We start from the raw sequence: 23,356 nt of genomic DNA on the forward strand, positions 1-23,356 counted from the left end.
CGCACCGTGCCCGCCGGACCCGCCACCCCCGTCCCCCCGCCCGCCGTCCCGCCCGCCGTCGCCCCCGGCGCGCTGCGGACCGCCCTGCCCGGGGCCCTGGCGATGGTGTTCGTCGGCGGCAGCGTCGCCGTCTCCGGCCTGCTCCCCGGCGGCGCGGACGCCACCGCGCAGGCCCTGCGCTACACCGCCGCCTGCGCCGTCCTGGTGCTGCTGGCGCGGGCCGGCGGGCGGCCGGTGCTGCGGCCCCGCGGCGCCGAGTGGGCGTGGCTCGCGGGCGTCGCCGGCGCCGGGCTGGTGCTGTTCAACGTGGCCCTGGTCGAGGGCGCCGCGCACGCCGAGCCCGCGGTGCTGGGGGTCGCCGTCGCGAGCGTCCCCCTGCTGCTGGCCACCGCCGGCCCGCTGCTGCAGGGGCAGCGCCCGGCGCCGCGGGTGCTGCTGGCCGCGGTCGTGGTCACCGCGGGCGCCGCGGCGGTGCAGGGGCTGGGGCGCACCGACGGCACCGGGCTGCTGTGGGCGCTCGTGGTGCTGGTCTGCGAGGCGGCCTTCACGCTGCTCGCCGTCCCCGTGCTCGCCCGGCACGGGGCGTGGGGCGTCTCGGTGCACACCACCTGGCTGGCCGCCGCCGGGTTCGCCGTCCTCGGCCTGACCACCGAGGGGCCCGGCACCCTCCTGCGGCTGGACGCCGGCGACCTGCTGGCCGTCGCCTACCTCGCGCTGGCGGTCACCGCCGCCGCGTTCGTCCTCTGGTACGCCACCGTCGGCCGGATGGGGCCCGGGCGGGCCGGGCTGCTCACCGGCCTCGCCCCCGTGGCGGCGGCCGCGGCCGGCGTCGCGCTGGGCGGCCCGCCACCGGCGCCGGGGGTCTGGGCGGGCATCGCCACGGTGGCCGCCGGGCTGGCGTGCGGCATGACGGGCGGGACCGCCGGCGGGACGGGGGGTCCGGGGCTCAGGGGAGCAGCAGCCAGGACGCGGCGAGGGCCAGTGCGCCGGCGTCCAGCAGCAGGAACAGCCCGACCCAGCCGAGTGCCGGCAGGCCGGTGAGCCGGGCCAGCTGGTCGGCGTCGGAGTCCGGTGCCGACCGCCGCCGGCGGGCCCGCTGCAGCTCGAGCACCGTCCGCGGGGCGGCGAGCAGCAGGAACCAGGTGACGGCCGCGGCGAAGGCGGCCTGCCCGGCCGGGGGCAGCCAGGCGGTGACGCCCGCGACCACGGCGCCGGTGACCAGCACCGCCCAGAGTCCGTAGAAGTTGCGGATCTGCAGGAGCAGCAGCGCCAGCAGCGCGAGCACCGCCCACAGCACCCCGGCGGCGTGCCCGGTCGCCAGCAGTGCCGCGGCTCCGAGCCCGAACAGGGCCGGGCCGGGATAGCCCGCCGCGCAGGTGAGGACCATGCCCGGCCCGGTGGGGCGGCCCCGGGAGACGGTCAGGCCGGAGGTGTCCGAGTGCAGCCGGATGCCCGACAACCGGCGTCCCGCGGCGAGCGCCGCGAGCCCGTGGGCGCCCTCGTGGGCGATCGTCACCACCGTGCGGGCCGGCCGCCACAGCGCAGGGGTGGCCACCACGAGCAGGGCGACGACGGCAGCTCCGGCGAGCACGCCCGGCGGCAGCGGGGCCTCGGCGGTGGCCCGGGTCCAGAGGCGCTCCACGACGTCCATCGCCGCGAGTCAACCGCACGCGTCTGGGAGCGGCCCGGATGCGGGAGGACACCGTGTCGTCCGTTATCCCCAACCTTTTTCGATACGACCGTTGGCGCACCACGGGGGAGGGGAGCAGCGAGAGCGGGGAGGATCACGCCGCCCGCGGCTGCGGAGGCCCGGGCCGCCCGCCCATCCTGGACGGCGTGACGACGACGCCCGCTGTCGACGCCCGGGAGCTGCCGGTCACGGTCTCCTTCACCCGGCGCGCCGACCCCGCGCACACCCGCGAGATGACCGCCTGGATCCGCGCCGGCCTGACGATGGCCGAGTCGTTCCCCGGCTTCCTCGGCGCGGGGTGGGTGCGCCCGCGCGGCGGCTCCGACGAGTGGCACATGCTCTGCCGGTTCACCGACCAGGCGGCGCTCGAGGCGTGGGAGGCGTCGGCGGAGCGGGCCTGGTGGCTGCGCTCGGCCGAGGGTCTGGCCGAGGTGACCCGCACCGAGCGGCGCACCGGCATCGAGGGCTGGTTCGACGAGCCGGCCGCGACCGAGGTGGTCAGCGCGGCGGGGCCGGCCGCGCCGCCGCGGTGGAAGCAGGCGACGACGATCTGGCTGGTCTTCTACCCGCTCAACCTGCTGGCCACGGTGACGCTGGGGGTGTGGCTGGACGGCCTGCCCGTCGCCCTGCGGGTGGCGGTCGTGACGCTCACCCTCACACCCCTGATGACCTACCTGCTGCTGCCGTGGATCACCCGGCGCCTGCAGTGGTGGCTCGCCGGCCGCTCCTGGCGGGACCGCTGACCTCCGCTTCTCCGTTATCCCGAACAGCTTTCAACACCGGAACCGAACGGAAGAACAGCAGCAGCAGGGGAGGGTGGGGCACGCGGGCACCCCGCCCCGCGTGCCCGGAGGAGCGGGTGGTCGGACGTGGCGGCGGTGCGCTCGGCTGCCACGGCGACGGCGAGGGACCCGTCCGACCGGGCGGCCGCGGGCGGAGCCGACCGGCTGCCCGGTGGGCAGCTCGGGCGCCGTCTCGACGACCAGCGTGAGCGCCCGCCCCGGCGGCCGGGCGCGCGCTCGTCGCGGTGATCGACCCGGCCCGACGCCCGGCTCGTGGGCGATGGGGGTGTCGGAAGCCCCGGCGCGGCCGGCCCGACTCTGTCCGCGCACCGGGCCGCCGCCGGGACGGCGTGGCGGCACTCGCCAGGCACGGCGGGCACGGTACGAACTGACGCCGGGCGGTACGGAGGCCCTGTCCCTCCGGATCTCGTGTGTCCGTTATCCCCAACAAGCTGATCGTAAATCGATGGTCACCTTCCACGGTGGGAGAACGACGGTTACCGGGTGAGGGTCAGGTTCACCGGGTTGCCGTCGGGATCACGGACGTGGGCCACCCGCTGCCCCCAGGGCATGTCGTTGGCCGCGCCGGTCGCCGTGCCGCCCAGCTCCTCGACGCGGGGGAGGGCGGCGTCGACGTCGTCGACCTCGATGCTCACCAGGACCCGGCCGGGGGAGCCGGGCGCGACGCCGTCGTCGGCGACGATCCCGAGGTCGGAGTCGCCGATCCGCAGGCCCTGGAACTAGACGGGACCGTCGTCGGGCACGCGCAGGGTGGGGACGGCGCCGGCGACGTCCTCCTGACCGGCCGGGCGGCCGGGACTCATCGGGACCCGTCGTCGCGGCCGGCGGCGCGCAGGCCCTCGCCGAGGAGGACGAAGGCGGCCACCGCCACGACCAGCACGACGCTCGGCGCCACGAGCGCATGGGGCGCCCGCGCGGCCGCGTCGCCGCCCTGCTCGAGCAGGATCCCCCAGGAGTCGGTGGGGCGCTGCAGGCCGACGCCGGCGAAGGTCAGGATGGCCTCGGCGGAGACCAGGAAGCCCGCGTAGGCGCTGGTGAACACGAGCAGCGGTCGCACCGCCGACGGCAGGACGTGGCGCCAGAGCAGCCGCACGGGGCCGGCGCCCAGCGCCCGGGCCGCCGTCACGTGGTCGAGGGCCAGCACCTGGCGGGTGCTCGCCCGGACGATCCGCACCATGGGCGGCCAGCTGAAGGCGGCCACCTGCGCGACGCCGCGGCGGTCGGTGGCGCTGAGCAGGATGACGCCGCCGAGGACCAGCGGGATGCCCGACCAGACGTCGGTGGCCCGGGTGACCAGCGCGTCCACCCAGCCGCCGGCGTAGGCCGCGAGGGTGCCGAGCAGCAGTGCGGCGGGCCCGGCGATCGCGACGACGGCCACGACGAGCAGCAGGGAGGTCCGGGCGCCGTACACGACCTTGGCGGCCAGGTCGCAGCCGAAGAGGTCGAAGCCCAGCGGGTGCGCCCACGACGGCGGGACGAGCGAGTCGGCCAGGTCGCAGGCGCGGGGGTCGGCCGGGGCGAGCGCGGCCGGCACCAGCGCCATCGCCGCGAACAGGGCGAGCAGCAGCGTGGCCATGAGAAGCGGGGCGTTCCACCGGCGCCGCCCGGTCGCCGTGTCCGCGGACGGCTGGGGCGGTGGCACGGGCGGAGTGTGCCCGAGGCCGGACGGCGCCGTCGACCGGAGTGATCACCGTCCTGCCACGATGGGCCGCGTGCTCGCCTTCGCCGTCCGCCGGTCCGGGCAGGCGCTGGTCAGCCTCTGGGCGGCGGTGACCCTGGTCTTCGTCGCCGTGACGCAACTGCCGGGCGATCCGGTGCGGGCGCTGTTCGGCTTCCGCCCGCCGCCCCCGGAGCTCTACGCCCGCATCCGTAGCGACTACTCCCTCGACGAGCCCGTGGCCGTCCAGTACGGGCGGTACCTGCGCGACCTGCTCACCGGCGACTGGGGCCGCGGCCTGCCGAGCCTGCGCGGGGAGGTTGTGGTGCCCGGGCCGGCAGTCCTGGACGTCGTCGCGGTCACCGCCCCGGTGAGCGCGGTCCTGCTCGGCGGCGCGGTGCTGGTGCAGCTGGTCGTCGGCGTGGTGGCCGGCGCGCTCGCCACGGGCGGGCGGTGGACCGGGACGGGCGTGTACGCCGTCGCGACGCTGCTGGTGGGCACGCCGGTGGTGGTGGCGGCCTACCTGCTGCGGTTCGTCTTCGTCTCCGAGCTCGGGTGGGCGCCGGTCAACGGGCGCACCGGGGAGCCGGCGGCCTACCTGCTGCCGGTGCTGGCCCTGGCCGCCCTGTCGACCGGCTACGTCGCGCTCATCTCGCGGGTGGAGGTGGGGGAGACGCTGCGCTCGCCGTTCGTGCTGGCCGCGCGGGGCCGCGGCCTGCCGCCGTGGCGGGTGGTCGGCGTGCACGCGCTGCGGCCGGCGCTGACGCCGGTGGTGACCTACGTGGCGGCGAACCTGGGGCAGCTGTTCGTGGGGCTGATCGTCGTCGAGGGCGTCTTCGGCATGCCGGGCGTCGGCGGTGCGATCCTCGGGGCGATCCAGGGGCGGGACCGGGCGATGCTGGTCGGCCTGACGACGGTCGTCATCGCGGCGGTCATCGTGGCCAACGCGCTCGCCGACGTCGCGGCCGCGGCGGTCGACCCGAGGGTGCGGGTGCGGACCTGAAGGCGAACCCGCGAGGGACCTGTCAGGGGTGCGGGGAGCGGGTCCTCTCCAGACTAGTTGACATAATGTTCATTATCGGCGCAGCGGATCCGGGCGTGGGAAGGGGCTGATCCGGCTCGCCACCGGGTCCCGCAGGTCGGTGCCCGACGACCACCTCGGACCGTTCGACGACGTCACCTCGACGACGACGCACGCGCCGGGTGCCGACGATGCGCGGCAGGTCGTCGCCGCGCTCCTCGGTCCGTCCGCCGACCCCGGTGCGCCGATCTTGACGTTCCCGCGCGCCCGATCCGTTCGACGTCTCCTCGGTCCACCGGCGATCTCCGCCGGCCGGCCCGGCACCCGGTCGCCGGTCTCCGCCCACCAGGCTCCCGCCACATCGCCGCCCGGACGCCGCCCGGCTCGCCCCGCCCGACTGTCCCCCGGATCCCGATGATCATCGACGTCGGGCCAGGCGCCGAGCCGCTCCTGCCGCCGACCACCCGCCCCTCCCCGGGGCCCGCGACACCACCGCCTTTCCGTCACTGTGACGTTAGATCGGTGATGTCCGTGCTTCGACGGGCGGCCCGCCCGGTGCCTGCCTAGGGTCGACGCATGGAACTCCGACGTCCGATCGCAGCACTCATGACCGCGCTGGCGCTGTTCGGAGGCGGCGCCACGCTCACGGCCTGCAACGCGGCCGGCGACACCCAGAACGACGGCACGACCGACGACAGCGAGAACTCCAGCGGCAACGACCCGTCGGAGGAGTCGCAGGACAACCTGCCGGACAACAGCAACCCGGACCCGGGCGCGCCCGAGGACCAAGACGACGACACGCAGGACCCGGACTGACCTCCCGCCCGGGACCGGACAGCGCGAGCCGGGCGCCGGGACCCGGGGACGGCGACCGGGCCCGGCGCACGCGTCAGCCGGCGCGCTCGGTGACCCAGAGCCGGTCGAGCCGCCCCGTCGAGCGCACCACGTCGGCCAGCATCTGCTCGAGCTCGGCCTTGGTGTGCCGTTCGCCGAGCAGCGTCTGCACGTCCTCGAGGGCACAGCGCAGCTGGAACAGCCGGTCCTGCAGCCCGTCGAGCTCGGCGCGCTTGACGAGGACGACGTCGTCGGACAGGCCGGCCTTGGCCGTCGCCGAGCGTTGCTCGTAGGCGCGCTGCCGGCACGCCTGACCGCAGTACAGGCGCGGACGGCCGACGGACCCGGCCTGCGGGAGCACCCGCCGGCACCAGCCGCACCGGCGCTCGGTGCCGCTCCCCTGCTCGCCGGTGTCGCGCGTCCCCGACGTCCTGACCGCCCTCTCGACCGTTCCCGCGGCGGCGCCGCGGACCTGCTGCTCTGCCACGGCCGCGACGCTAGACGCCCCCACCGACAGTCCGGCGAGACACGCCCGGGAGGCGCCTCGTGACGGGGCCGGTCGGCGTGTCGGGAGCCCGCACTAGCGTGTCGCCCGTGCTCCCCGCCCGGTTCGCCTTCCTCGAGGGGCCGACCCCGCTCGCGATGGCACACCGGGGCGGCGCGATCGAGCACCTGGAGAACACCATGCCGGCCTTCGCGGCCTGCGTGGCGATGGGTTACCGCTACCTGGAGACCGACGTGCGGGTGACCGCCGACGGCGTGCCGGTCGTCTTCCACGACCCCACCCTCGACCGGGTCACCGACCGCACCGGGCGGATCGAGCAGCTGCCGTGGGCGGAGGTCGCCGAGGCGCGCATCGGCGGGCGCGAGCCGGTCCTGCGGCTGGAGGAGCTGCTCGGCGCCTGGCCCGACGTCCGGTTCAACCTCGACATCAAGGCCGCCGGCGTCCTCGCGCCGCTGGTGCGGGTGCTGCGCCGCCTGGACGTCCTGGACCGGGTCTGCCTCGGCTCGTTCTCCGACGCCCGGGTCGCCGCCGCCCGCCGGCTGCTCGGCCCCACGGTGTGCACCTCGCTGGGGCCGCGCGGGGTGGCGGCGCTGCGGCTGTCGTCGTACTCGCCGCGGGCGGCCGGCCTGGTGCGGATGCAGGCCGGCTGCGCGCAGGTGCCGCTGCAGCTGGGTGGCCGCGCGCTGGTCGACGAACGGTTCGTCACCGCCGCGCACGCCCGCGGGCTGCAGGTGCACGTGTGGACCGTCGACACGGCCGAGGAGGCGACGGCGATGCTCGACCTCGGCGTGGACGGCATCATGACCGACCGCCCGGCGATGCTGAAGGAGATCCTCGAGGCCCGGGGCCAGTGGGCCGGCCGGTGAGCGACCGGGTACGGCGGCTGCGGGAGTGGCGGCCGGCTCCCCCGCCGCTGCCCGACCACCTCGAGCCGGTGCTGCGCGACACCGACCCCGAGTGGTTCGCCCGCGAGCTGGCGATCGCCGCGGCGCCGCCGTGGGACGGCTGGCTGCTCGCGCTGCGGCGGCTGTCCTGGCTGGTCGACCTGTTCGGCCGGGTGGAGATCACCGGCGGGATCCCCGACGAGCTGCGCCGCGGCCCGCTGCTGCTGGCGGCCAACCACGTCGGCGACTTCGACCCGTTCCTCATCGCCGTCGCCCTGCACCGCCTCGGCGTCGTCCCGCGGATCATGGCCACCGGCGGGATCATGTCCGCGCCGGTCGTCGGGCCGGTGCTCGAGCGCGCCGGCGGCATCCGGGTGGAGCGGGGCACCGAGGTCGCCCGGCACGCGGTGCGGGTGACCGAGGTGGCCCTGGTGCACGGCGGCCACGTCGTCGCCTACCCCGAGGGGCGGGTCGGGCTGTCACCGGACTGGTGGCCCGAGCGCGGCCGCACCGGGCTGGCCCGGCTGGCGCTCGGCGTCGGCGTGCCGGTGATCCCGGTCAGCCAGTGGGGCGCCCAGGACGTGCTGCAGTACGGCAACGACTGGGGCAAGCTGCGCACCCTCGCCCGCTCCCTGCTGCGGCGGCCGGTGCTGAGGGTGCACGTCGGCCCGCCGGTGTACCTGGAGGACCTGCGGCTGGGCCGGGTCGGCGACGCCAACCGGGCGCGGATGCGGATCGCCGCGGCGATCACCCGCGGGCTGGTGCCGCTGCGCGCGGCCGCCGCCCCGCTGCGTCCCGACCCCACCCGGCCGACGACGGGCGCAGCGGCGTTCCCCGGCGGCGTGGTGCCCGAGGACATCCCGTGACGGGCCGGTGCTGGAAGTGCCGACCCGCGGCTGGCACCCTGCGGCCGTGACTGCGCCCGACCTCCAGGCCGCCCCCGGCCCCGCCGACCGCGCGCTGCGCCGCGAGCGCTTCGGCTGGTACTCCTACGACTGGGCGATGTCGGTGTTCAACACCAGCGTCACCACGGTCTTCCTCGGGCCCTACCTGACCAGCGTCGCCCAGGACGCCGCCGGCGCCGACGGCCGGCTGCCGTTCCTCGGCCTGTCGATCCCGCCGGGCAGCTGGTTCTCCTACGTCCTGTCGTTCTCGGTGATCGTGCAGGTCGTCGTGCTGCCGCTCACCGGCGCCGTGGCCGACCGCAGCGGGCGCAAGAAGCAGCTGCTCGGGGCGCTCGCGCTGCTCGGCGCGCTGGCCGCCACATGCCTGTTCTTCGTCGCCGACGGCCGGTACCTGCTCGGCGCGGCGCTGTTCGTCGTCGCGAACGTGGCCTTCGGCGCGGCCACCGTCGTCTACTACTCCTGGCTGCCCGACCTCGCCGGCCCCGACGAGCGCGACGCCGTCTCCAGCCGCGGGTGGGCCTTCGGCTACGTCGGCGGCGCGCTGCTGCTCGCCGTCCACCTGGGGCTGTTCCTCGGGGCGGAGTCCCTGGGGCTCACCGAGGGCGAGGCGGTGCGCATCTGCCTGGCGACGGCGGGCCTGTGGTGGGGCCTGTTCACCCTGGTCACGGTCACGCTGCTGCGCGACCGGCCGCCGGTGGCCGCGCACGGCGCCGGCACGAGCGGGTTCCGGCAGCTGTGGTCGACGCTCACGGGGATGCGGGCGTTCCCGCTGACGCTGTGGTTCCTCGGCGCCTACCTGCTGTTCAACGACGGCGTGCAGACCGTCATCTCGCTGTCGGCCACCTACGCCAGCGAGGAGCTGGGCCTGGAGCAGTCGGTGCTCACCGGCGCGATCCTCATGGTCCAGGTGGTCGCCGTCTTCGGCGCCCTGGGGCTGGGCCGGGTGGCCGCCCGCTACGGCGCCAGGCGCACCGTGCTCGGCTGCCTGGTGGCCTGGACGGCGGTGCTCGTGGCCGCCTACACGCTGCAGGAGGGCGCCGTCGCGCAGTTCTACGCGCTGGCCGCTGTCATCGGCCTGGTGCAGGGCGGCACCCAGGCGCTGTCGCGGTCGCTGTTCAGCCACCTCATCCCGGCCGGCCGGGAGGCGGAGTACTACAGCTTCTACGAGATCAGCGACCGCGGGACCAGCTGGCTCGGGCCGCTGGCCTTCGGCCTGACCTACCAGCTCACCGGTTCCTACCGGTACGCGATCATCAGCCTGGTCGTGTTCTTCGTCGCCGGGTTCCTGCTGCTGCTGCGCCTGCCCATGCGGCGGGCGGTGGTCGCGGCCGGCAACACCCCGCCGGAGCGGCTGTGAGCGACGTGGAGGGGCTGCCGGCGTCGGTGCCCGCGGCCGGCGACCGGCGCCGCGCCCCGGCACCGGCGCACCTGCGCTTCTTCCACGGCCCGATGGACTGCGGCAAGTCCACGCTGGCGCTGCAGGTCGACCACAACCAGAGCCGGCAGGGCCGCTCGGGGCTGCTGCTCACCCAGGGCGACCGGTCGGCCCGGCCGCGGATCACCTCCCGCGTCGGGCTGGCCCGCGAGGCGGTGGAGGTCGACGCCGGCACCGACCTGCTGCTGCTGGTGCGCACCCGGTGGGCCGACGGCACCCGGGTGGACTACCTGATCGTCGACGAGGCGCAGTTCCTCACCCCGGGCCAGGTCGACCAGCTCGCCGAGCTCGTCGACGCCTCGCACGTCGACGTCTACGCCTTCGGGCTGACCACCGACTTCCGCGCCCGCCTGTTCCCGGGCACCCAGCGGCTGCTGGAGGTCGCCGACGACGTGCAGCGCATCCAGGTGGAGGTGCTGTGCTGGTGCGGGGCGCCCGGGCTGCTCAACGCCCGCGTCGTCGACGGGCAGATGGTGCGCGAGGGCGCCACCGTCGTCGTCGCCGACACCGCCCCCACCCCCGCACCGGACAGCGTCGCCCCCGACGCGTCGACGACGGTGCCGGAGACGCACTACCAGGTGCTGTGCCGGCGGCACCACGTCCTGGGCCTGCTCGGCCCCGGGGCGGCCGGTCCCGGGCAGCTCGCCCTGCCCTGACCTCCCCCGCCGGGGTGGCGTCGCTCACCCCTGGGAGGGGCGGCGGGCGCCCCGATACCACTCCATGCGATGATGGGGAACCGACTCAGCGGAATCTCTCCGCGAAATCCGCCGTTGGTCTCCTTGACTCCCTCCTGCAGTGGGTACCCCCTGCAGCGAGGAGTCCTGACCGACACCACCAGCACGAGAGGACGGTGTGCCATGGGCGAGCGTTCCCTGCGCGGCAGCCGACTGGGCAGCGTGAGCTACGAGACCGAGCGGAACACCGCGCCGATCGAGCGGCAGTACGTCGAGTACAAGTGCCCCTCGGGTCACCAGTTCACCGTGCCGTTCGCGGACGACGCCGAGGTGCCCGACACCTGGGAGTGCAAGTTCGACGGCGCGGCGGCGAAGCTGGTCGGCGGCGCCGAGCCGGCTCCCAAGAAGGTGAAGCCCCCGCGGACGCACTGGGACATGCTCCTGGAGCGCCGCTCCGTCGAGGACCTCGAGGAGGTCCTGGCCGAGCGCCTCGAGGTGCTCCGCGGCCGGCGCACCCGCGCCAGCTGACCCCAGCACGCAGCAGGACGGCCCCGGTGGGACTCCCCCACCGGGGCCGTTCCGCGTCCGGGGCCGGGACGCCGGCCCCGGGGCGCCTCAGGACGGGCGCGGGCCGCTGTCGACCACGTCGCCGGCCACCTCGCCCTCGATGACCCGCACCGGGGCGCCGAAGGCCCCGGACGCGGTGGCACCGGACGCGCCGGGCACCCGGGTGCTGCGCACCCGCACCGGGCCGGCGGCCGAGAGCCCCAGCCGGGCGGCCAGCCCGCGGCCCACGGCGGCGCGCACCAGCGGCCGGGTGGGCGGCAGCAGGCACAGCAGCCCGACGGCGTCGGACACGAAGCCCGGCAGCACCATCAGCGCCCCGCCGACCGCGACCAGGCCCGCGTCGGACGCGGCGCGCCCCGGCGGCCGGTGCGCCACGGCCCGCTCCCGCAGCGCCTCCAGCGCGCGCGTGCCCTGGCGCGCCATCAGCGCCCAGCCCAGCACGGTGGTGGCCAGCGCCGCCAGCACGGTGGCACCCACGCCGATCCAGCTCGCCACCAGCACGAACACGGCGATCTCGGCGAGGGCCCACAGTCCCGCCAGCACCCGGATGCGTCGACCCACAGCTCTCCCCGGTCCGGCCACGCGGGCGGCCCGGGTCCGCCTACCGGACCTCGCTGGACCGCCCGCCGTCGCGGACCCGTCCTGGCACGGCGCGGGGGACCCGGCCCGGCAGGCGGTCGGCCAGCCGGTCCTGCAGGCCCCACCACGTGACCCGCACCAACGCCTCTTCAACGATCGAGGCGGTCATCTTGCTCCTGCCGAACTCGCGTTCGCTGAAGGTGATCGGCACCTCGGCCACCCGGGCGCCGGCGCGGACCGCCCGCCAGGCCCAGTCGACCTGGAAGCAGTAGCCCTGGCTGGCCACCTCGTCGAAGGGCAGCTGGTCGACCAGCTCCCCGCGGACGGCCCGGAACCCGCCGGTGGCGTCGGCCAGGGGCAGCCGCAGCGCCCACCGGGTGTACCGGTTGCCCAGGCGGGACAGCAGCAGCCGGCGCCGCGGCCAGTCCTCCACCCGGCCGCCGGGCACCCACCGCGACCCGAGCACCAGGTCGGCGTCCTCGAGCCCGGCCAGCAGCAGCGGCAGCTGCTCGGGGTGGTGCGAGCCGTCGGCGTCCATCTCGACCAGCACGTCGTAGCCGTGCGCGCGGCCCCAGCGGAACCCGGCGACGTACGCGGGGCCCAGGCCGGACTTCTCCGTGCGCCGCAGCACGTGCACCCGCTGGTCCTGGGCGGCGATCTTCTCGGCCAGCTCGCCGGTGCCGTCCGGGGAGCCGTCGTCGACCACCAGGGCGTGCGCGTCGGGGACGGCGGCGTGCAGCCGGTCGAGGATCGGCTCGAGGTTCTCCACCTCGTCGTAGGTGGGGATGACGACGAGGACCCGCTGCCCCGCGCTCACCGCCGGCTCCGGCGGGCGCGCAGGGAGGGGACGACGACGGCGAGCACGGCACCGGCGCCCAGGGCGGACAGCGCCCACTCGGGGCCGGCGCCCAGCCGCTGGGCGAGGGTGGTGCCGTCGCGCCGGGCGATGTCCTCGACGAACACCGCGGAGGTGAACAGCCCCGAGGAGCGCACCAGGGAGCCGTCGGGGGCGATGACGGCGGAGATGCCGCTGGTGGAGGCCAGCGCCACCGACCGGCCGAACTCGACCGCGCGCACCTGGGCGGCGGCCACCTGCTGGGCGCTCTCGTCGGTGTAGCCGAAGGTGGCGTTGTTGGTCTGCACCACGAGCAGCTCCGCGCCGGCGTCGACGGTGTCGGCCACCAGGGAGTCGTAGACCACCTCGAAGCAGATGACGTCGCCGACCCGGGCGCCGCCCATGTCGAGCACGCCGACCTCGGTGCCGTGGGTGAAGTCGCGGCGGACGAGGTCGACCTTGTCGCTGAAGAACCGGAAGAAGGCGCGCGCCGGCACGTACTCGGCCAGCGGCACGGGGTGGCGCTTGACGTAGGTGTCGCCGGGGCCGCTCTCGGGGTCCCAGACGATGCCGGTGTTGCTCAGGTACTCCCCGGGCCCCTCGACCACGGCGCCCACCAGGATCGGCGCGGCGATCGCCCCGGCGGCCCGGCTGATCGCCCGGGCGGCGTCGTCGTTGGTGTAGGGGTCGATGTCGGAGCTGTTCTCCGGCCACACCACCAGGTCCGGCTGCGCCTCGTCGCCGGCCGCCACCCGGGCGGCCAGGTCGAGGGTCTGCTGCACGTGGTTGTCCAGGACCGCGCGGCGGCGGGCGTTGAACTCCAGGCCCGCCTCGGGGACGTCGCCCTGCACGACGGCGACGGTGACGGCCGGCCCGCCGTCGGTGAGCGAGGACCCCGGCAGGGGCAGCCACGCGGCGGCGCCGGCCAGCGGGACGGCGAGCGCGCCGGCGACCAGCGCGGCCGCCGCCCTCGGGGACGCCGCCCTGGGGGACGCTGCCTCCGGGGACGCCGACCGCCGGGCCCGCGCGAGCGCGAGGACGGCGGCGGCCAGCAGCGCGCCGGTGAGGGCGACGGCGAAGCCGACCAGCGGCACCCCGCCGTAGGCGGCCAGCGACAGGAACGGCCCGTCGGTCTGGCTGAACCCCAGCCGGCCCCACGGGAACCCGCCCAGCGGCAGCCGGCCGCGCAGCGCCTCGTCGAGCACCCACAGCGCCGCGGTCCACAGCGGCCACAGGCGCAGCCGGGAGACCGCGGCGGTGGCCGCGCCGAGGGCGGCGAGGAACAGCGCCTGGGAGACCGCCAGCGCCAGCCACGGGAACGCGCCGACGTAGGTGCCGCTCCACGACAGCAGCGGCACGAAGAACGCCAGGCCGAGCACCAGCCCCAGCCACGCCCCGGAGCGGGCGCGCTGACCGTGGACGGCGAGGGCGAGGGCGGCGGGGCCGAGGACGGCCAGCCCGGTCAGCGACCACCCGGGGAAGGCGAACAGCAGCGCGACCCCGCCCGCGGCGGCCAGCGCCGTCCGCCAGGGCAGCCGCCGGGACCACGGCCGGGACCACGGCCGGGACCGGCTCCCGGACGGCCGCCCGGCGGCGTCGGGGGCCGCGTCGAGCGTGTCCGTCGCGGCTGCTGGTGGCACCGCCGGCCTCCCCGCGACGTCGCGCCGCGGACCGGGTCCGGGCTGCAGTGGGCGCCCGCGGCTGTGCGTGCGCGGGCCACGACGTGGCCCGCCGGACAGTCTCCCACCCCCGCGGGCGGGACCGGCCGCCCCGCCCGTGGTGTCCCCCGCCGGTGCGGCGGCGGTACCCGTGCGGGCGTCGGCCCGTTACAGCGGCAGCACCCGCCCGGCCACCACCAGGCCGGAGCAGCCGGGCCGGGCGCGGCCGGCCAGCACGGCCGAGAGGGTGTCCGCGGTGGCCCACAGCGCGAGGTCGGCCGGCGCGCCCGGTGCCAGCGGGCCGGCCGGGTGCTCGGCCCGGACGGCGTGCCAGCCGCCGTGGGTGGCCGCGTCGAAGGCGTCGAAGGGGCGCAGCCCCGAGGCGCGCTCGTGGTGGTCGACGGCGGCGTGCACCCCGCCCCACGGGTCCATCGGCGTCACCGGGGCGTCGCTGCCCAGCGCCAGGGCCACCCCGGCGTCGGCGAGGTCGGCGAACGGGTTGGCGCCCAGGGCCCGCTCGACGCCCAGCCGCTCGGCGTACATCCCGGCGTCCCCGCCCCAGGCGGCGTCGAAGGCCGGCTGCACGCTGGCCACCATCCCCCAGGCGCGCATCCGCTCGACCGCCTCCGGCCCGGTCATCTCCACGTGCTCCAGGCGGTGCCGGCACGCCCGCACGGCGGCGACGCCGAGCTCGCCGACGACCACGCCGACGGCGTCGAGCACCTGGTCGACGGCGGCGTCGCCGATGACGTGGAACCCGGCCTGGATCCCGGCGGCGGTGCAGGCGCGCACGTGGTCGACCAGCTGCGCGGTCTCGAAGCGCAGCGCCCCGGCGGTGTCGGGCCGGTCGAGATAGGGCGCCGACAGCGCGGCGGTGTGCGAGCCGAGGGCGCCGTCGCAGAACAGGTCCCCGCCGGCCCCGGCCAGCCCCAGCTCCCGCACCAGGTCCAGCCCCCCGCGCTCGGCCAGCTCCCCCCAGTAGCCGAGCACCCGCGGGCCGGGCCGCCCGGCGGCCAGCGCGAGCAGGGCGCGCAGGTCCTCGGCACCCGACACCTCCGGCCCGGCCATCTCGTGCACCGTGCCGATGCCCAGGCGGGCGGCCGCGTCCAGGGTGGCGGCCTGCGCCGCCGCCCGCTGCGGGGCGGCCACCGCGCCGTAGGCGGCCTGCCGGGCGGCGTGGTGGGCGTCGAGGCGCAGCTGCCCGTCGGCGGAGAAGCCGGGCAGGCCGCGGACGCCGGGCACCCGGTCGAGCAGCGCGGTGGACACCGTGGCCGAGTGGACGTCGACCCGCGCCAGGTACACCGGGCGGTCGCCGACGACGGCGTCCAGGTCGGCGCGGGTCAGCCTCCGGCCCTCCGGCCAGCCGGTCTCGTCCCAGCCGGTGCCGAGCAGCACCCCGGGCGGGGCGGTGCGGTGCGCGGCGGCGACGGCGTCGACCGCCTCCGCGACGCTCGACCTCGAGTGGAGGTCGAGACCGGTGAGCGCCAGGCCGGTCGCCGTCGCGTGCACGTGCGCGTCGACGAACGCCGGGGTCAGCAGCGCGCCGTCCCCGGGGAGCACCCGGTCGGCCCGCGGCGCGTCGCCGGCGTCGCCGAGCCAGGCGACCGCGCCGTCGGTGACGGCCACCGCGCGGCCGGGGCGGTCGCCGACGGTGCAGCATGACGAGGCCCCCCGGCCCGCCCGTTCCCGGGTGGCCGGGCACCGGCCGCGACGGTAGGCAGGACCGATGGCGGACGGGGAGCTGCTCACCCCCCGGCTGCGGCTGCGCGCCTGGACCACCCGCCGCGACGACCTGGCCCGGCTCACCGACATCTACGGCCGCCCCGAGGTGACCCGCTGGCTCGGCGGCAGCCCGTCGGTGGGGCCGGTGGAGCTGGTCGCCCGGTGGGCGCAGGTCAGCCGCGCCGACCCGCGCTTCGGGTGCTGGGCGGTGGAGGTGCGCGCCGACCCGCCCGTCGTCGCCGGCACCGTGCTGCTCAAGCCGCTGCCCGACGGCGTGGGTGAGGTGGAGGTCGGCTGGCACCTGCACCCCGAGTGCTGGGGCCACGGGTACGCCACCGAGGCCGCGCGCGCCGTCGTCGAGCGGGCCTTCGGCGCCGGGCTGCCCGAGGTCTACGCCGTCGTCCGGCCCGGCAACGAGCCGTCGCTGGCGGTGTGCCGCCGGCTCGGCATGGCGCCGCTGGGCCGGATGCGCCGCTGGTACGACGTCGAGCTCGAGGCCTTCCGGCTCATGGCCCCGCCGGTGGTCGACTAGCCGCTCAGGCGGCCCGGTCCGGCCGCTCCGGCGACGGGCGCCCGGGCGCCGGCGAACCCGCGGCGCGCGGCCGGCGGCGCCCGGGCAGGCGGGCCAGCAGCCGGGCCCGGCGCGACGTGCGGGCCCGCACCCGGGCGCCGGCGGCGTCGGCGCTGTCCCGCTCGGCGGCCTCCTGGGGCGTGGGCGCGGTGCCGCCCAGGTGCGCCGGCACCCACCAGGTGTCGTCGGGGCCCTCGGGCTGCTGCGGATAGGTGCGCTGCGCCTCGTCCAGCAGCGCCTCCATGGCACCCCTGGTGCGGGCGAGCAGCGCCGGGGCCGTCTCCCCGGGCTGGGGCACCACCGGCTCGCCGAAGAGCACGGTGACCGCGCGGCCGCGGGTGAGGTCGACGGGGCGCTTCTTGGTGGCCACGCGGTGCCCGCCCCACACCGCGGCCGGGAGGATCGGCACCTGCGCGTCCAGGGCCATGCGGGCGGCGCCGGCCTTGAGCTCCTTGACGGTGAAGCTCTGGCTGATCGTGGCCTCCGGGAAGACACCGACCACCTGGCCGTCCCGGAGCGCCCGGACGGCGGCGTCGAAGGCCGCGGCCCCGGCCTTGCGGTCGACCGGGATGTGCCGCATGGCGCGCATGAACGGCCCGGCGAACCAGTGGCCGAACACCGACGACTTGGCCATGAAGCGCACCAGCCGGTGCCGCGGCAGCGCGCCGAGGCCGAGGAAGGTGAAGTCGAGGTAGCTGACGTGGTTGCTGCAGATCACCGCGCCGCCGGAGGTGGGCACGTGCTCGGAACCCCGGACGTCGAACCGCAGCCGCAGCAGCCGGAAGATCACCAGGGTGACGCGGACGACCAGGCGGTAGGGCCCGTCGCCGCGCTCCGGCCGGGGACCGAACAGGTCGCGCCGGACGACGTCACGCCAGCTCGCGGTGTACATGGCGGGACGATAACCGGCGCGCCTGGGCGGTCCCTGGGCGGTCAGCGGACGACGGTCAGGTCCGCCGCCGCGCGCACCACCGCGGCCAGGTCCCCGGTCTCGCGGTGGACGCGGCGCTGCAGGTCGGCGCCGGTCCCGCGCTCCAGCACCGCACGCACGCCCTCCTCCACCCGCCGCCGGTCCCCGGAGGCATCGAGGGCCTCCCCGACGTGCGCCAGCAGCGCGGCGACGACGTCCGCGGCGGGCGCGGGCCGCCCGGTGAGCGGGGAGACCAGCTCGCCGGTGGTGCCCGATCGGCCGGCCCGCCAGGCCGCCACCCGCAGCACCTCGCCGCGCACCGCCGGGGCCGGCCGGCCCTCCCGCCACTCGGCCGCGGCGGTGTCCACCAGCGCCCGCACCAGCCCGGCGTGCGTGACGGCGTCCTCCACCCGCAGCGCCACGTCGGCGACCCGGACCTCCACCGTGGGCCAGCTGCGGGAGAGGCGGGCGGCGAAGTACACCTGGCCGGCGTCGACGATCGTGCGGGTGGCCACCAGGTCGTCGACGACACGGGCGTAGGTGGCGGCGTCCCCGAACAGCTCCGTGGGACCCGAGGACGGCCACCGGTCCCAGGCCTGCGAGCGGTAGCTGGCGTAGCCGCTGTCGCGGCCCAGCCAGAACGGGGAGTTGGCGGTGAGCGCCGTGAGCACCGGCAGCCACACCCGGATCCGGTCGAGGACGGCGACACCCTCCTCGTCCCCGTCGACCGACACGTGCACGTGGCAGCCGCAGGTGAGCTGGTCGGTGGCGATGAGCCCGAAGCGCTCCTCCATCTCGGCGTAGCGCTCACCCGGCGTCGGCTCGGGGTCGACGGCGACCGGGGAGCTCGCCAGCGCCGCCACCCGGGCGCCCACCGCGCGCGCCGCCGCGTCGGCCCGGCCGCGCCACAACCGCAGCTCCCGCGTCACCTCGTCCAGGCCGGCGCACACCCGGGTGCCGAGCTCCACCTGCTCCTGCTTGAGCTCGGGCACCAGGTGGCCGGGCCGCTCCCCCGGGCCGTCGTCGCGGTCGTGCTCCTCCGGCGTCTGCCCCTCCCCCCGGCGGGAGGCCACCGCGAGCGCCTCGGGCCCCCGCGGCACCGGCCTCCCCGACGGGTCGACGACCAGCAGCTCCTCCTCGACCCCGACCGTGCGCACCGGGACATCCTCACCGCGCCCGGCAGCCTCCGCGTCCCGGGACGTCGGTGTTCCCGGCGCCGGAGCCGCCGCAGCCGTCCCGGCTACTGGTAAAAAGCCGATGTTGTTGGGGATAACGGAGTAGGGTGGTCGTCGTGAGCCGCACCTGGCAGGGACCGCTCCCGGAGATGCCGTCGGTCCCGGCGGCCCGCGCCTGGCAGCGGCTGGTGCCGCCCGAGGGCTACGCCGTCCAGTGGCGGCGCCTGGTGGACGCCGCGCTGGAGCTGGGACTGGGACCCGAGGAGCTTGCCACCGGCGGCATGGACGACGTGGCCGCGGCGCGCGGGTGGAAGCCGGCGACCGTGACGCTGTACAGCAAGGTGGCCCGCTACGGCGGCGTCCCGCTGCCCACCCCGCCGACGCCGGAGCCCGACCCGCGCACGCTCGACCTGCGGCCGCTCTGCGAGGTCCGCGGCGAGCAGCCCGAGCACCTGCGTTCGGTCGTCTGGTGCGCGATCGCCCTGCACTGGCCGGCCCCGGTGGGCACCTTCCGCGACCTGCGCCGCGAGCAGGTGCACCCGACCGCCCGCCGGCTGCTGGTGCGCACCGAGGACGGCGAGTGGTCGGTGCCCGGGGCGCTGCGGGCCTGGCACGCCTGGGAGGACGTCCGCAACCGGTTCCCGGCCCTGGAGCGCAGCCCGTGGGTGCTGCCGGCCCTGCGCCGTGGCCCCGGTTTCACCTCCGAGGTGGGCGGCCGGCTGTCCAGCCAGGCGCTGCAGGTGACCTTCGCCAAGCACGCCGTCCGGACCGCGCTGCACCTGCGCGGGACGACGACGGGCGGCGGGCGCGCACGGGCCGACGCGCTGGCCGCCGTCTACGAGACGCTGTCCTACGACTCCTTCCGCCGCCTGGCGCTCGCCGGCGGCGCCGAGCCGGTGGCCGCCCGCGGCGCGGTGCGCGCCGAGCGGGCCGCGCGGGCGAACAAGGCCGCGGCCCCGGCGGCACCCGGGCGCTGAGCCGCGCCGGGGCTCAGATCAGGGCGAGCTGCCCGGGGACGGCGTCGTCGCGGGCGGGCGCGCGTCCCCTCCCCCGCCGGGCGGGCGCGGGTGCCGCGGGACGGGTGGCGGGCAGGCTGCCGGCCGGGAAGCTCGCCTCGTCGTCGCCCGGGACCCCGGACGCAGCCTCCCCTGACGGCGCTTCCCCCGGCACGCCGCGCGCCCGGCCGCCGGAGTGCCCGTCGAGGCCGTGCCGGCGCAGCAGCGGCGCCACCCGCTCGGCCAGCCACGCCCGGTACTCCGCGGGCACGTAGGCGCCGCCGCGGTAGAGCTGCCGGTAGCGCGGGACGAGGGCGGGGTGCTCGCGGGCCAGCCAGGCGGAGAACCACTCCCGGGCGCCGGGGCGCAGGTGCAGCGGCACGACGGTCACCCCGGTGGCGCCGGCGGCGGCCACGGCCTCCAGGGCGGCGTCGAGGTCGGCCAGCCGGTCGGTGAGGCCGGGCAGCACCGGGGCGAGGAACACCCCGCACGGCAGGCCGGCGTCGGTGACGGCGCGGACCAGGTCGAGGCGAGCCCGTGGCGAGGGGACGCCCGGCTCGAGGCTCGCGTGCAGGTCGTCGTCCCAGATGGCCAGCGAGACGCCGAAGCCCACGGGAACGTCCCGCGCGGCGGAGGCCAGCAGCGGGACGTCGCGGCGCGCCAGCGTGCCCTTCGTGAGCACCGAGAACGGCGTCCCGGAGTCGGCCAGCGCCCGGATGACCCCGGGCATCAGCCGGTAGCGGCCCTCGGCCCGCTGGTAGGGGTCGGTGTTGGTGCCCAGCGCCACGTGTTCGCGCCGCCACGAGGGCTTCGCCAGTTCCCGGCGCAGCACCTCGACGAGGTTGGTCTTGACGACGATCTGGGTGTCGAAGTCGCGGCCGCTGTCCAGGTCCAGCCACTCGTGCGTCTTGCGGGCGAAGCAGTTGTGGCTGATGACCCCGTTGGCGACGAAGTCACCGGTGCCGGTGGTGATGTCGAACATGGGCATCTCGACGCCGAGGTCGGACAACTCGACGACCCGCAGATCCGCATCGCTCTTGACCGCCACGCCGTCCACCGAGCACCTGCGGCGGATGGCGGGGTCGACGAGGTGGAAGAAGCGCATGTGCTCGCGCAGTCCGCCACGAACCCGCACGGTGGCGAGGCCGTTGGGCCGCGCCCGGTCCTCGAGCACCGAGTCGAAACCGAGCACGGCGAGTGCCGAGCGCGTCCGTCCGAGGATCTCGACGTCGGTGTTGGCGATCCGGAGGGCGCCGCCGCTCCGGCTGCCCTCGGCGTCGAAGATGCCGGCGAGGAAGCCGCGTTGCCAGGCCTCGCCCGGTGCCTCCGGCCAGGCGACGAGGGCGGTGATGCGGGCGACGGCGCCCGCCGAGGACGTCCGGATCGCCGTCATGGCGCGCCGCTCGGGCGTGGCCGCCGAGTAGGCGAACCGGTCGGTGCGGATGCCCTCCTCGGCCAGGTAGGCCTGGCTGCGGTCGAGACCCTCGACGTCGGCCAGTGCCAGCCGGAAGCGGTGCTGGACGCCACCTCCACCGTTCACCCGCGGATACCGGTAGACGCCGAGGTGACCGTCTCCGCGGACCATCCCGGTGAGGTAGCCGCGGCGGTAGTCGGCACAGGCGACAGGAGTGGGCCCGGAGCGGCCGAAGCCGAGCAACTCGTCGTTGGTCGTCAGGTGCGGCCGCCGCTCCCGCCCGGCCATCGCGCCCGTGACGTACTTCCAGCCCCGCGCGCTCAGGAAGCGGTGGTCGCCGCTCGCGACGATCCGGGTCCCGTCACCGAGGGTGACGCGGTGCGCCGGCTTCACCGTGCTCCAGTGCGCGAGGACCTCGGTCTCGACGTAGTGGCGGTACGTGCCGCGCCGCTCCGTGCCGATGATGCGGTCCCCCACCCGGAGATCGGCGATGGGGCGCTGGCTGCCGTCGGCCATCAGGACCAGGGTGTCGCCGGCCAGGCAGTACACGCACTGGTGGAGGCAGCCCCGGTACGGGTTGATCGTGTAGCCGAAGGGCATCCGCGAACCGTCGGGCACCTTGTTCAGCGCCGACCGGGACAGCACCTCGTGCAGCGTCACACCCGGGAACTCCGGCACCTGCACGCTGCGCAGCAGGCCCCGGGCGCTCGGCATCCCCGGGAGGAGCCCGCCGTCGTCGGCGTCGAGCCGCTGTCCCTCCCACCGCACGGGACCCATGCGAACACACGTTCGACGCAGGTGTCCAGTCGGCGCGCCCCTCCCCCGGGCAGGGGCGTTTTCCCTCGAATCGGTGTGAGCAGCGGAAAGTTGGGGATAACGGTCGAACGGAGGGCAGCGGACTCCAGGGTCGACACGGGGAGCTCAGACGGGCGGGCGGTCCTCGTAGAAGGTGGACAGCACGACGGTGGTGCGGGTGCTGACGTTCGCCGTCGTGCGGATGTCGCGCAGCAGCTGCTCCAGCGCCTCCGGCGAGGCCACCCGCACCTTGAGCAGGTAGCTCTCCACCCCCGCCACCGAGTAGCAGGCCTCGATCGCGTCGAGGTGCACCAGCTTCCCCGGGGCGTCGTCGGCCTGCGCCTGGTCCAGCGGGGTGATCGCCACGAACGCCGTCAGCCCCCGCCCGAGCAGCCGCGCGTCGACGGTGGCGCGGTAGCCGGTGATCAGCCCGCGCTGCTCCAGGCGGCGCACGCGCTGGTGCACCGCGGACACCGACAGGCCCACCCGCTCGGCCAGCTCGGTGTAGCTGGCGCGCCCGTCGCGGGCGAGGGCGGCGAGCAGCCGGCGGTCGACGTCGGGGGCCGGCTCCCCGCCCGCCTCAGCCGGGGAGGACGACGAGCCCACGGGGACCGTTGTTCAGGACGCGGACGCCCTCGTCGGTGCAGACCACGATGTCCTCGATGCGCGCGCCCGCGCGCCCGGCGAGGTAGATGCCGGGCTCCACGGAGAACGCCATGCCGGCCTCCAGCGGCAGGTCGTTGCCGGCGACGATGTAGGGCGCCTCGTGGGTGTCCAGGCCGATGCCGTGCCCGGTGCGGTGGATGAAGTGCTCGCCCCAGCCGGCCGCGGCGATCCGGTCGCGGGCGACGGCGTCGACCTGCTCGGCGGTCACGCCGGGGCGGACGGCGGCCACGGCGGCCTCCTGCGCGTCCTGCAGCACGGCGTACCAGCCGGCGGTCTCCGCGTCGGGCTCGCCGCCGACGACGTAGGTGCGGGTGCAGTCCGACCGGTAGCCGGTGGGTGTCTCCCCGCCGATGTCGACGACGACGACGTCGCCGGCCTGCACCACGCGATCGGAGAGCTCGTGGTGCGGGCTCGCGCCGTTGGGGCCCGAGCCGACGATGGTGAAGTCGACGCCCACGTGGCCGTCGGCGAGGATCGCCGCGGCGATGTCGGCGCCGACGGCGGCCTCGGTGCGGCCCACCCGCAGCCACTCCCCCATCCGCGCGTGCACCCGGTCGATGGCGGCGCCGGCGAGGGCGAGCTCCTCCACCTCGGCCGGCGTCTTGACCATGCGCAGCCGGTCGAGCACCGGCGTCGCGAGCTCCAGCGCCGACCCGGGCAGCGCCCGGTGCACCCCGAGGGCGTGCTCGGCCCAGGTGCGGGCGCCGACGGCGACCCGGGTGGGCGCCGTCCCCAGCCGGGCGGTGACCTCCCGGGCGACGACGGCGAACGGGTCGTCGGTCTCGTCCCAGGCGTGCACCTCCAGGCCCAGCGCGCCGGCCGGCGACGCGTCGACCATGGGCGCCTCCAGGCGCGGCACGACCAGCAGCGGCTCCCCGGCGCGGGGCACGACCAGGGCGGTCAGCCGCTCCATGGCGTGCGCGGCGTAGCCGCACAGGTAGCGCAGGTCCGACCCGGGGGTGAGCACCACGGCGTCGATGCCGAGCTCCTCCGCGACGGCGCGCGCGGCGTGCACGCGGTCGATGCTGACGAGGGCCCCCGTGCTGTCTCCCACGTCCGGA

Annotated in this window: 24 protein-coding genes; 11 read left to right on the forward strand and 13 right to left on the reverse strand. The window is 76.7% G+C overall.

Features of this window, described 5'->3' with window-relative positions:
- Nucleotides 1-6 precede the first annotated feature (6 nt).
- The gene (locus WA616_RS00800; protein ID WP_336026421.1) at nucleotides 7-1,041 is read left to right on the forward strand and encodes a DMT family transporter; all 1,035 of its coding nucleotides are present in this window, start codon (nucleotides 7-9) and stop codon (nucleotides 1,039-1,041) included.
- Here WA616_RS00800 and WA616_RS00805 read toward each other — a convergent pair.
- Entirely contained in the window at nucleotides 947-1,651 is a 705-nt protein-coding gene (locus WA616_RS00805) for a M50 family metallopeptidase (RefSeq protein ID WP_336026423.1), read from the reverse strand. The two genes, WA616_RS00800 and WA616_RS00805, sit on opposite strands and share 95 nt — an antisense overlap.
- A gap of 185 nt (nucleotides 1,652-1,836) precedes the next feature.
- Here WA616_RS00805 and WA616_RS00810 point away from each other — a divergent pair, with 185 nt between their 5' ends.
- On the forward strand, nucleotides 1,837-2,433 hold the full coding sequence (locus WA616_RS00810) for an antibiotic biosynthesis monooxygenase (protein ID WP_336026425.1): 597 nt from the start codon (nucleotides 1,837-1,839) through the stop codon (nucleotides 2,431-2,433).
- 536 nt (nucleotides 2,434-2,969) lie between these two features.
- On the opposite strand, the gene WA616_RS00815 is transcribed toward WA616_RS00810, so the two are convergent.
- Both WA616_RS00815 and WA616_RS00820 read right to left on the reverse strand, forming a co-directional pair.
- Nucleotides 2,970-3,203 carry a VOC family protein gene (locus WA616_RS00815; RefSeq protein WP_336027559.1) on the reverse strand — a complete coding sequence of 78 codons (234 nt, stop codon included), beginning with the start codon at nucleotides 3,201-3,203 and terminating at the stop codon, nucleotides 2,970-2,972.
- 89 nt (nucleotides 3,204-3,292) lie between these two features.
- On the reverse strand, nucleotides 3,293-4,135 hold the full coding sequence (locus WA616_RS00820) for an ABC transporter permease (protein ID WP_336026427.1): 843 nt from the start codon (nucleotides 4,133-4,135) through the stop codon (nucleotides 3,293-3,295).
- A gap of 70 nt (nucleotides 4,136-4,205) precedes the next feature.
- Here WA616_RS00820 and WA616_RS00825 point away from each other — a divergent pair, with 70 nt between their 5' ends.
- Both WA616_RS00825 and WA616_RS00830 read left to right on the forward strand, forming a co-directional pair.
- Nucleotides 4,206-5,153, forward strand: coding sequence for an ABC transporter permease (locus WA616_RS00825; protein ID WP_336026429.1), 948 nt, complete (start codon nucleotides 4,206-4,208; stop codon nucleotides 5,151-5,153).
- Between the two features lie 594 nt (nucleotides 5,154-5,747).
- A complete protein-coding gene (locus WA616_RS00830) occupies nucleotides 5,748-5,987 on the forward strand; it encodes a hypothetical protein (RefSeq protein WP_336026430.1) in 240 nt (79 codons plus the stop codon).
- 73 nt (nucleotides 5,988-6,060) lie between these two features.
- Here WA616_RS00830 and WA616_RS00835 read toward each other — a convergent pair whose 3' ends face one another.
- Entirely contained in the window at nucleotides 6,061-6,492 is a 432-nt protein-coding gene (locus WA616_RS00835) for a hypothetical protein (RefSeq protein ID WP_336026431.1), read from the reverse strand.
- Nucleotides 6,493-6,599: 107 nt separating this feature from the next.
- Here WA616_RS00835 and WA616_RS00840 point away from each other — a divergent pair, with 107 nt between their 5' ends.
- From WA616_RS00840 to WA616_RS00860, 5 genes are all read left to right on the forward strand, one after another.
- Nucleotides 6,600-7,376 carry a glycerophosphodiester phosphodiesterase gene (locus tag WA616_RS00840; protein WP_336026433.1) on the forward strand — a complete coding sequence of 259 codons (777 nt, stop codon included), beginning with the start codon at nucleotides 6,600-6,602 and terminating at the stop codon, nucleotides 7,374-7,376.
- Nucleotides 7,373-8,260 (forward strand): lysophospholipid acyltransferase family protein, encoded by an 888-nt coding sequence (locus WA616_RS00845; protein WP_336026435.1) that lies wholly within the window; start codon nucleotides 7,373-7,375, stop codon nucleotides 8,258-8,260. The genes WA616_RS00840 and WA616_RS00845 overlap by 4 nt, the downstream gene beginning before the upstream one ends.
- A 46-nt stretch (nucleotides 8,261-8,306) precedes the next feature.
- Nucleotides 8,307-9,656, forward strand: a complete 1,350-nt coding sequence (locus tag WA616_RS00850) for an MFS transporter (RefSeq protein WP_336026436.1) — start codon at nucleotides 8,307-8,309, stop codon at nucleotides 9,654-9,656.
- Nucleotides 9,653-10,390, forward strand: a complete 738-nt coding sequence (locus WA616_RS00855; RefSeq protein ID WP_336026437.1) for a thymidine kinase — start codon at nucleotides 9,653-9,655, stop codon at nucleotides 10,388-10,390. The genes WA616_RS00850 and WA616_RS00855 overlap by 4 nt, the downstream gene beginning before the upstream one ends.
- Before the next feature lie 201 nt (nucleotides 10,391-10,591).
- Nucleotides 10,592-10,936 carry an RNA polymerase-binding protein RbpA gene (locus WA616_RS00860; protein WP_073419820.1) on the forward strand — a complete coding sequence of 115 codons (345 nt, stop codon included), beginning with the start codon at nucleotides 10,592-10,594 and terminating at the stop codon, nucleotides 10,934-10,936.
- Between the two features lie 87 nt (nucleotides 10,937-11,023).
- On the opposite strand, the gene WA616_RS00865 is transcribed toward WA616_RS00860, so the two are convergent.
- From WA616_RS00865 to WA616_RS00880, 4 genes are all read right to left on the reverse strand, one after another.
- Nucleotides 11,024-11,536 (reverse strand): FxsA family protein, encoded by a 513-nt coding sequence (locus tag WA616_RS00865; RefSeq protein ID WP_336026440.1) that lies wholly within the window; start codon nucleotides 11,534-11,536, stop codon nucleotides 11,024-11,026.
- Between the two features lie 40 nt (nucleotides 11,537-11,576).
- Nucleotides 11,577-12,371, reverse strand: coding sequence for a polyprenol monophosphomannose synthase (locus tag WA616_RS00870; protein WP_336026442.1), 795 nt, complete (start codon nucleotides 12,369-12,371; stop codon nucleotides 11,577-11,579).
- Entirely contained in the window at nucleotides 12,368-14,029 is a 1,662-nt protein-coding gene (gene lnt, locus WA616_RS00875) for an apolipoprotein N-acyltransferase (protein ID WP_336026445.1), read from the reverse strand. The genes WA616_RS00870 and lnt overlap by 4 nt, the downstream gene beginning before the upstream one ends.
- 186 nt (nucleotides 14,030-14,215) lie before the next feature.
- The gene (locus WA616_RS00880) at nucleotides 14,216-15,673 is read right to left on the reverse strand and encodes an amidohydrolase (protein WP_336026447.1); all 1,458 of its coding nucleotides are present in this window, start codon (nucleotides 15,671-15,673) and stop codon (nucleotides 14,216-14,218) included.
- 100 nt (nucleotides 15,674-15,773) lie between these two features.
- Here WA616_RS00880 and WA616_RS00885 point away from each other — a divergent pair, with 100 nt between their 5' ends.
- Complete coding sequence (locus WA616_RS00885) at nucleotides 15,774-16,301, forward strand: GNAT family N-acetyltransferase (protein ID WP_336026449.1); 528 nt, start codon at nucleotides 15,774-15,776, stop codon at nucleotides 16,299-16,301.
- A 4-nt stretch (nucleotides 16,302-16,305) separates the two neighbouring features.
- Here WA616_RS00885 and WA616_RS00890 read toward each other — a convergent pair whose 3' ends face one another.
- Nucleotides 16,306-17,232: a lysophospholipid acyltransferase family protein gene (locus WA616_RS00890; RefSeq protein WP_336026450.1), complete on the reverse strand. Its 927-nt coding sequence runs from the start codon at nucleotides 17,230-17,232 to the stop codon at nucleotides 16,306-16,308.
- A gap of 41 nt (nucleotides 17,233-17,273) precedes the next feature.
- Nucleotides 17,274-18,407, reverse strand: a complete 1,134-nt coding sequence (locus WA616_RS00895; protein WP_336026452.1) for a carboxylate-amine ligase — start codon at nucleotides 18,405-18,407, stop codon at nucleotides 17,274-17,276.
- Between the two features lie 134 nt (nucleotides 18,408-18,541).
- Between WA616_RS00895 and WA616_RS00900 the strand changes: the two genes are divergently transcribed.
- Nucleotides 18,542-19,402 (forward strand): hypothetical protein, encoded by an 861-nt coding sequence (locus tag WA616_RS00900; RefSeq protein ID WP_336026455.1) that lies wholly within the window; start codon nucleotides 18,542-18,544, stop codon nucleotides 19,400-19,402.
- A gap of 13 nt (nucleotides 19,403-19,415) precedes the next feature.
- On the opposite strand, the gene WA616_RS00905 is transcribed toward WA616_RS00900, so the two are convergent.
- From WA616_RS00905 to WA616_RS00915, 3 genes are all read right to left on the reverse strand, one after another.
- Nucleotides 19,416-21,602: an intein-containing Rv2578c family radical SAM protein gene (locus tag WA616_RS00905; protein ID WP_336026456.1), complete on the reverse strand. Its 2,187-nt coding sequence runs from the start codon at nucleotides 21,600-21,602 to the stop codon at nucleotides 19,416-19,418.
- A gap of 153 nt (nucleotides 21,603-21,755) precedes the next feature.
- Nucleotides 21,756-22,235, reverse strand: coding sequence for an Lrp/AsnC family transcriptional regulator (locus WA616_RS00910; protein ID WP_073419827.1), 480 nt, complete (start codon nucleotides 22,233-22,235; stop codon nucleotides 21,756-21,758).
- Nucleotides 22,210-23,349, reverse strand: a complete 1,140-nt coding sequence (locus tag WA616_RS00915; protein ID WP_336026459.1) for a M24 family metallopeptidase — start codon at nucleotides 23,347-23,349, stop codon at nucleotides 22,210-22,212. The genes WA616_RS00910 and WA616_RS00915 overlap by 26 nt, the downstream gene beginning before the upstream one ends.
- Nucleotides 23,350-23,356: the final 7 nt, after the last annotated feature.

This window comes from Geodermatophilus sp. FMUSA9-8, assembly GCF_037034165.1.
GTDB lineage: Bacteria > Actinomycetota > Actinomycetes > Mycobacteriales > Geodermatophilaceae > Geodermatophilus > Geodermatophilus nigrescens.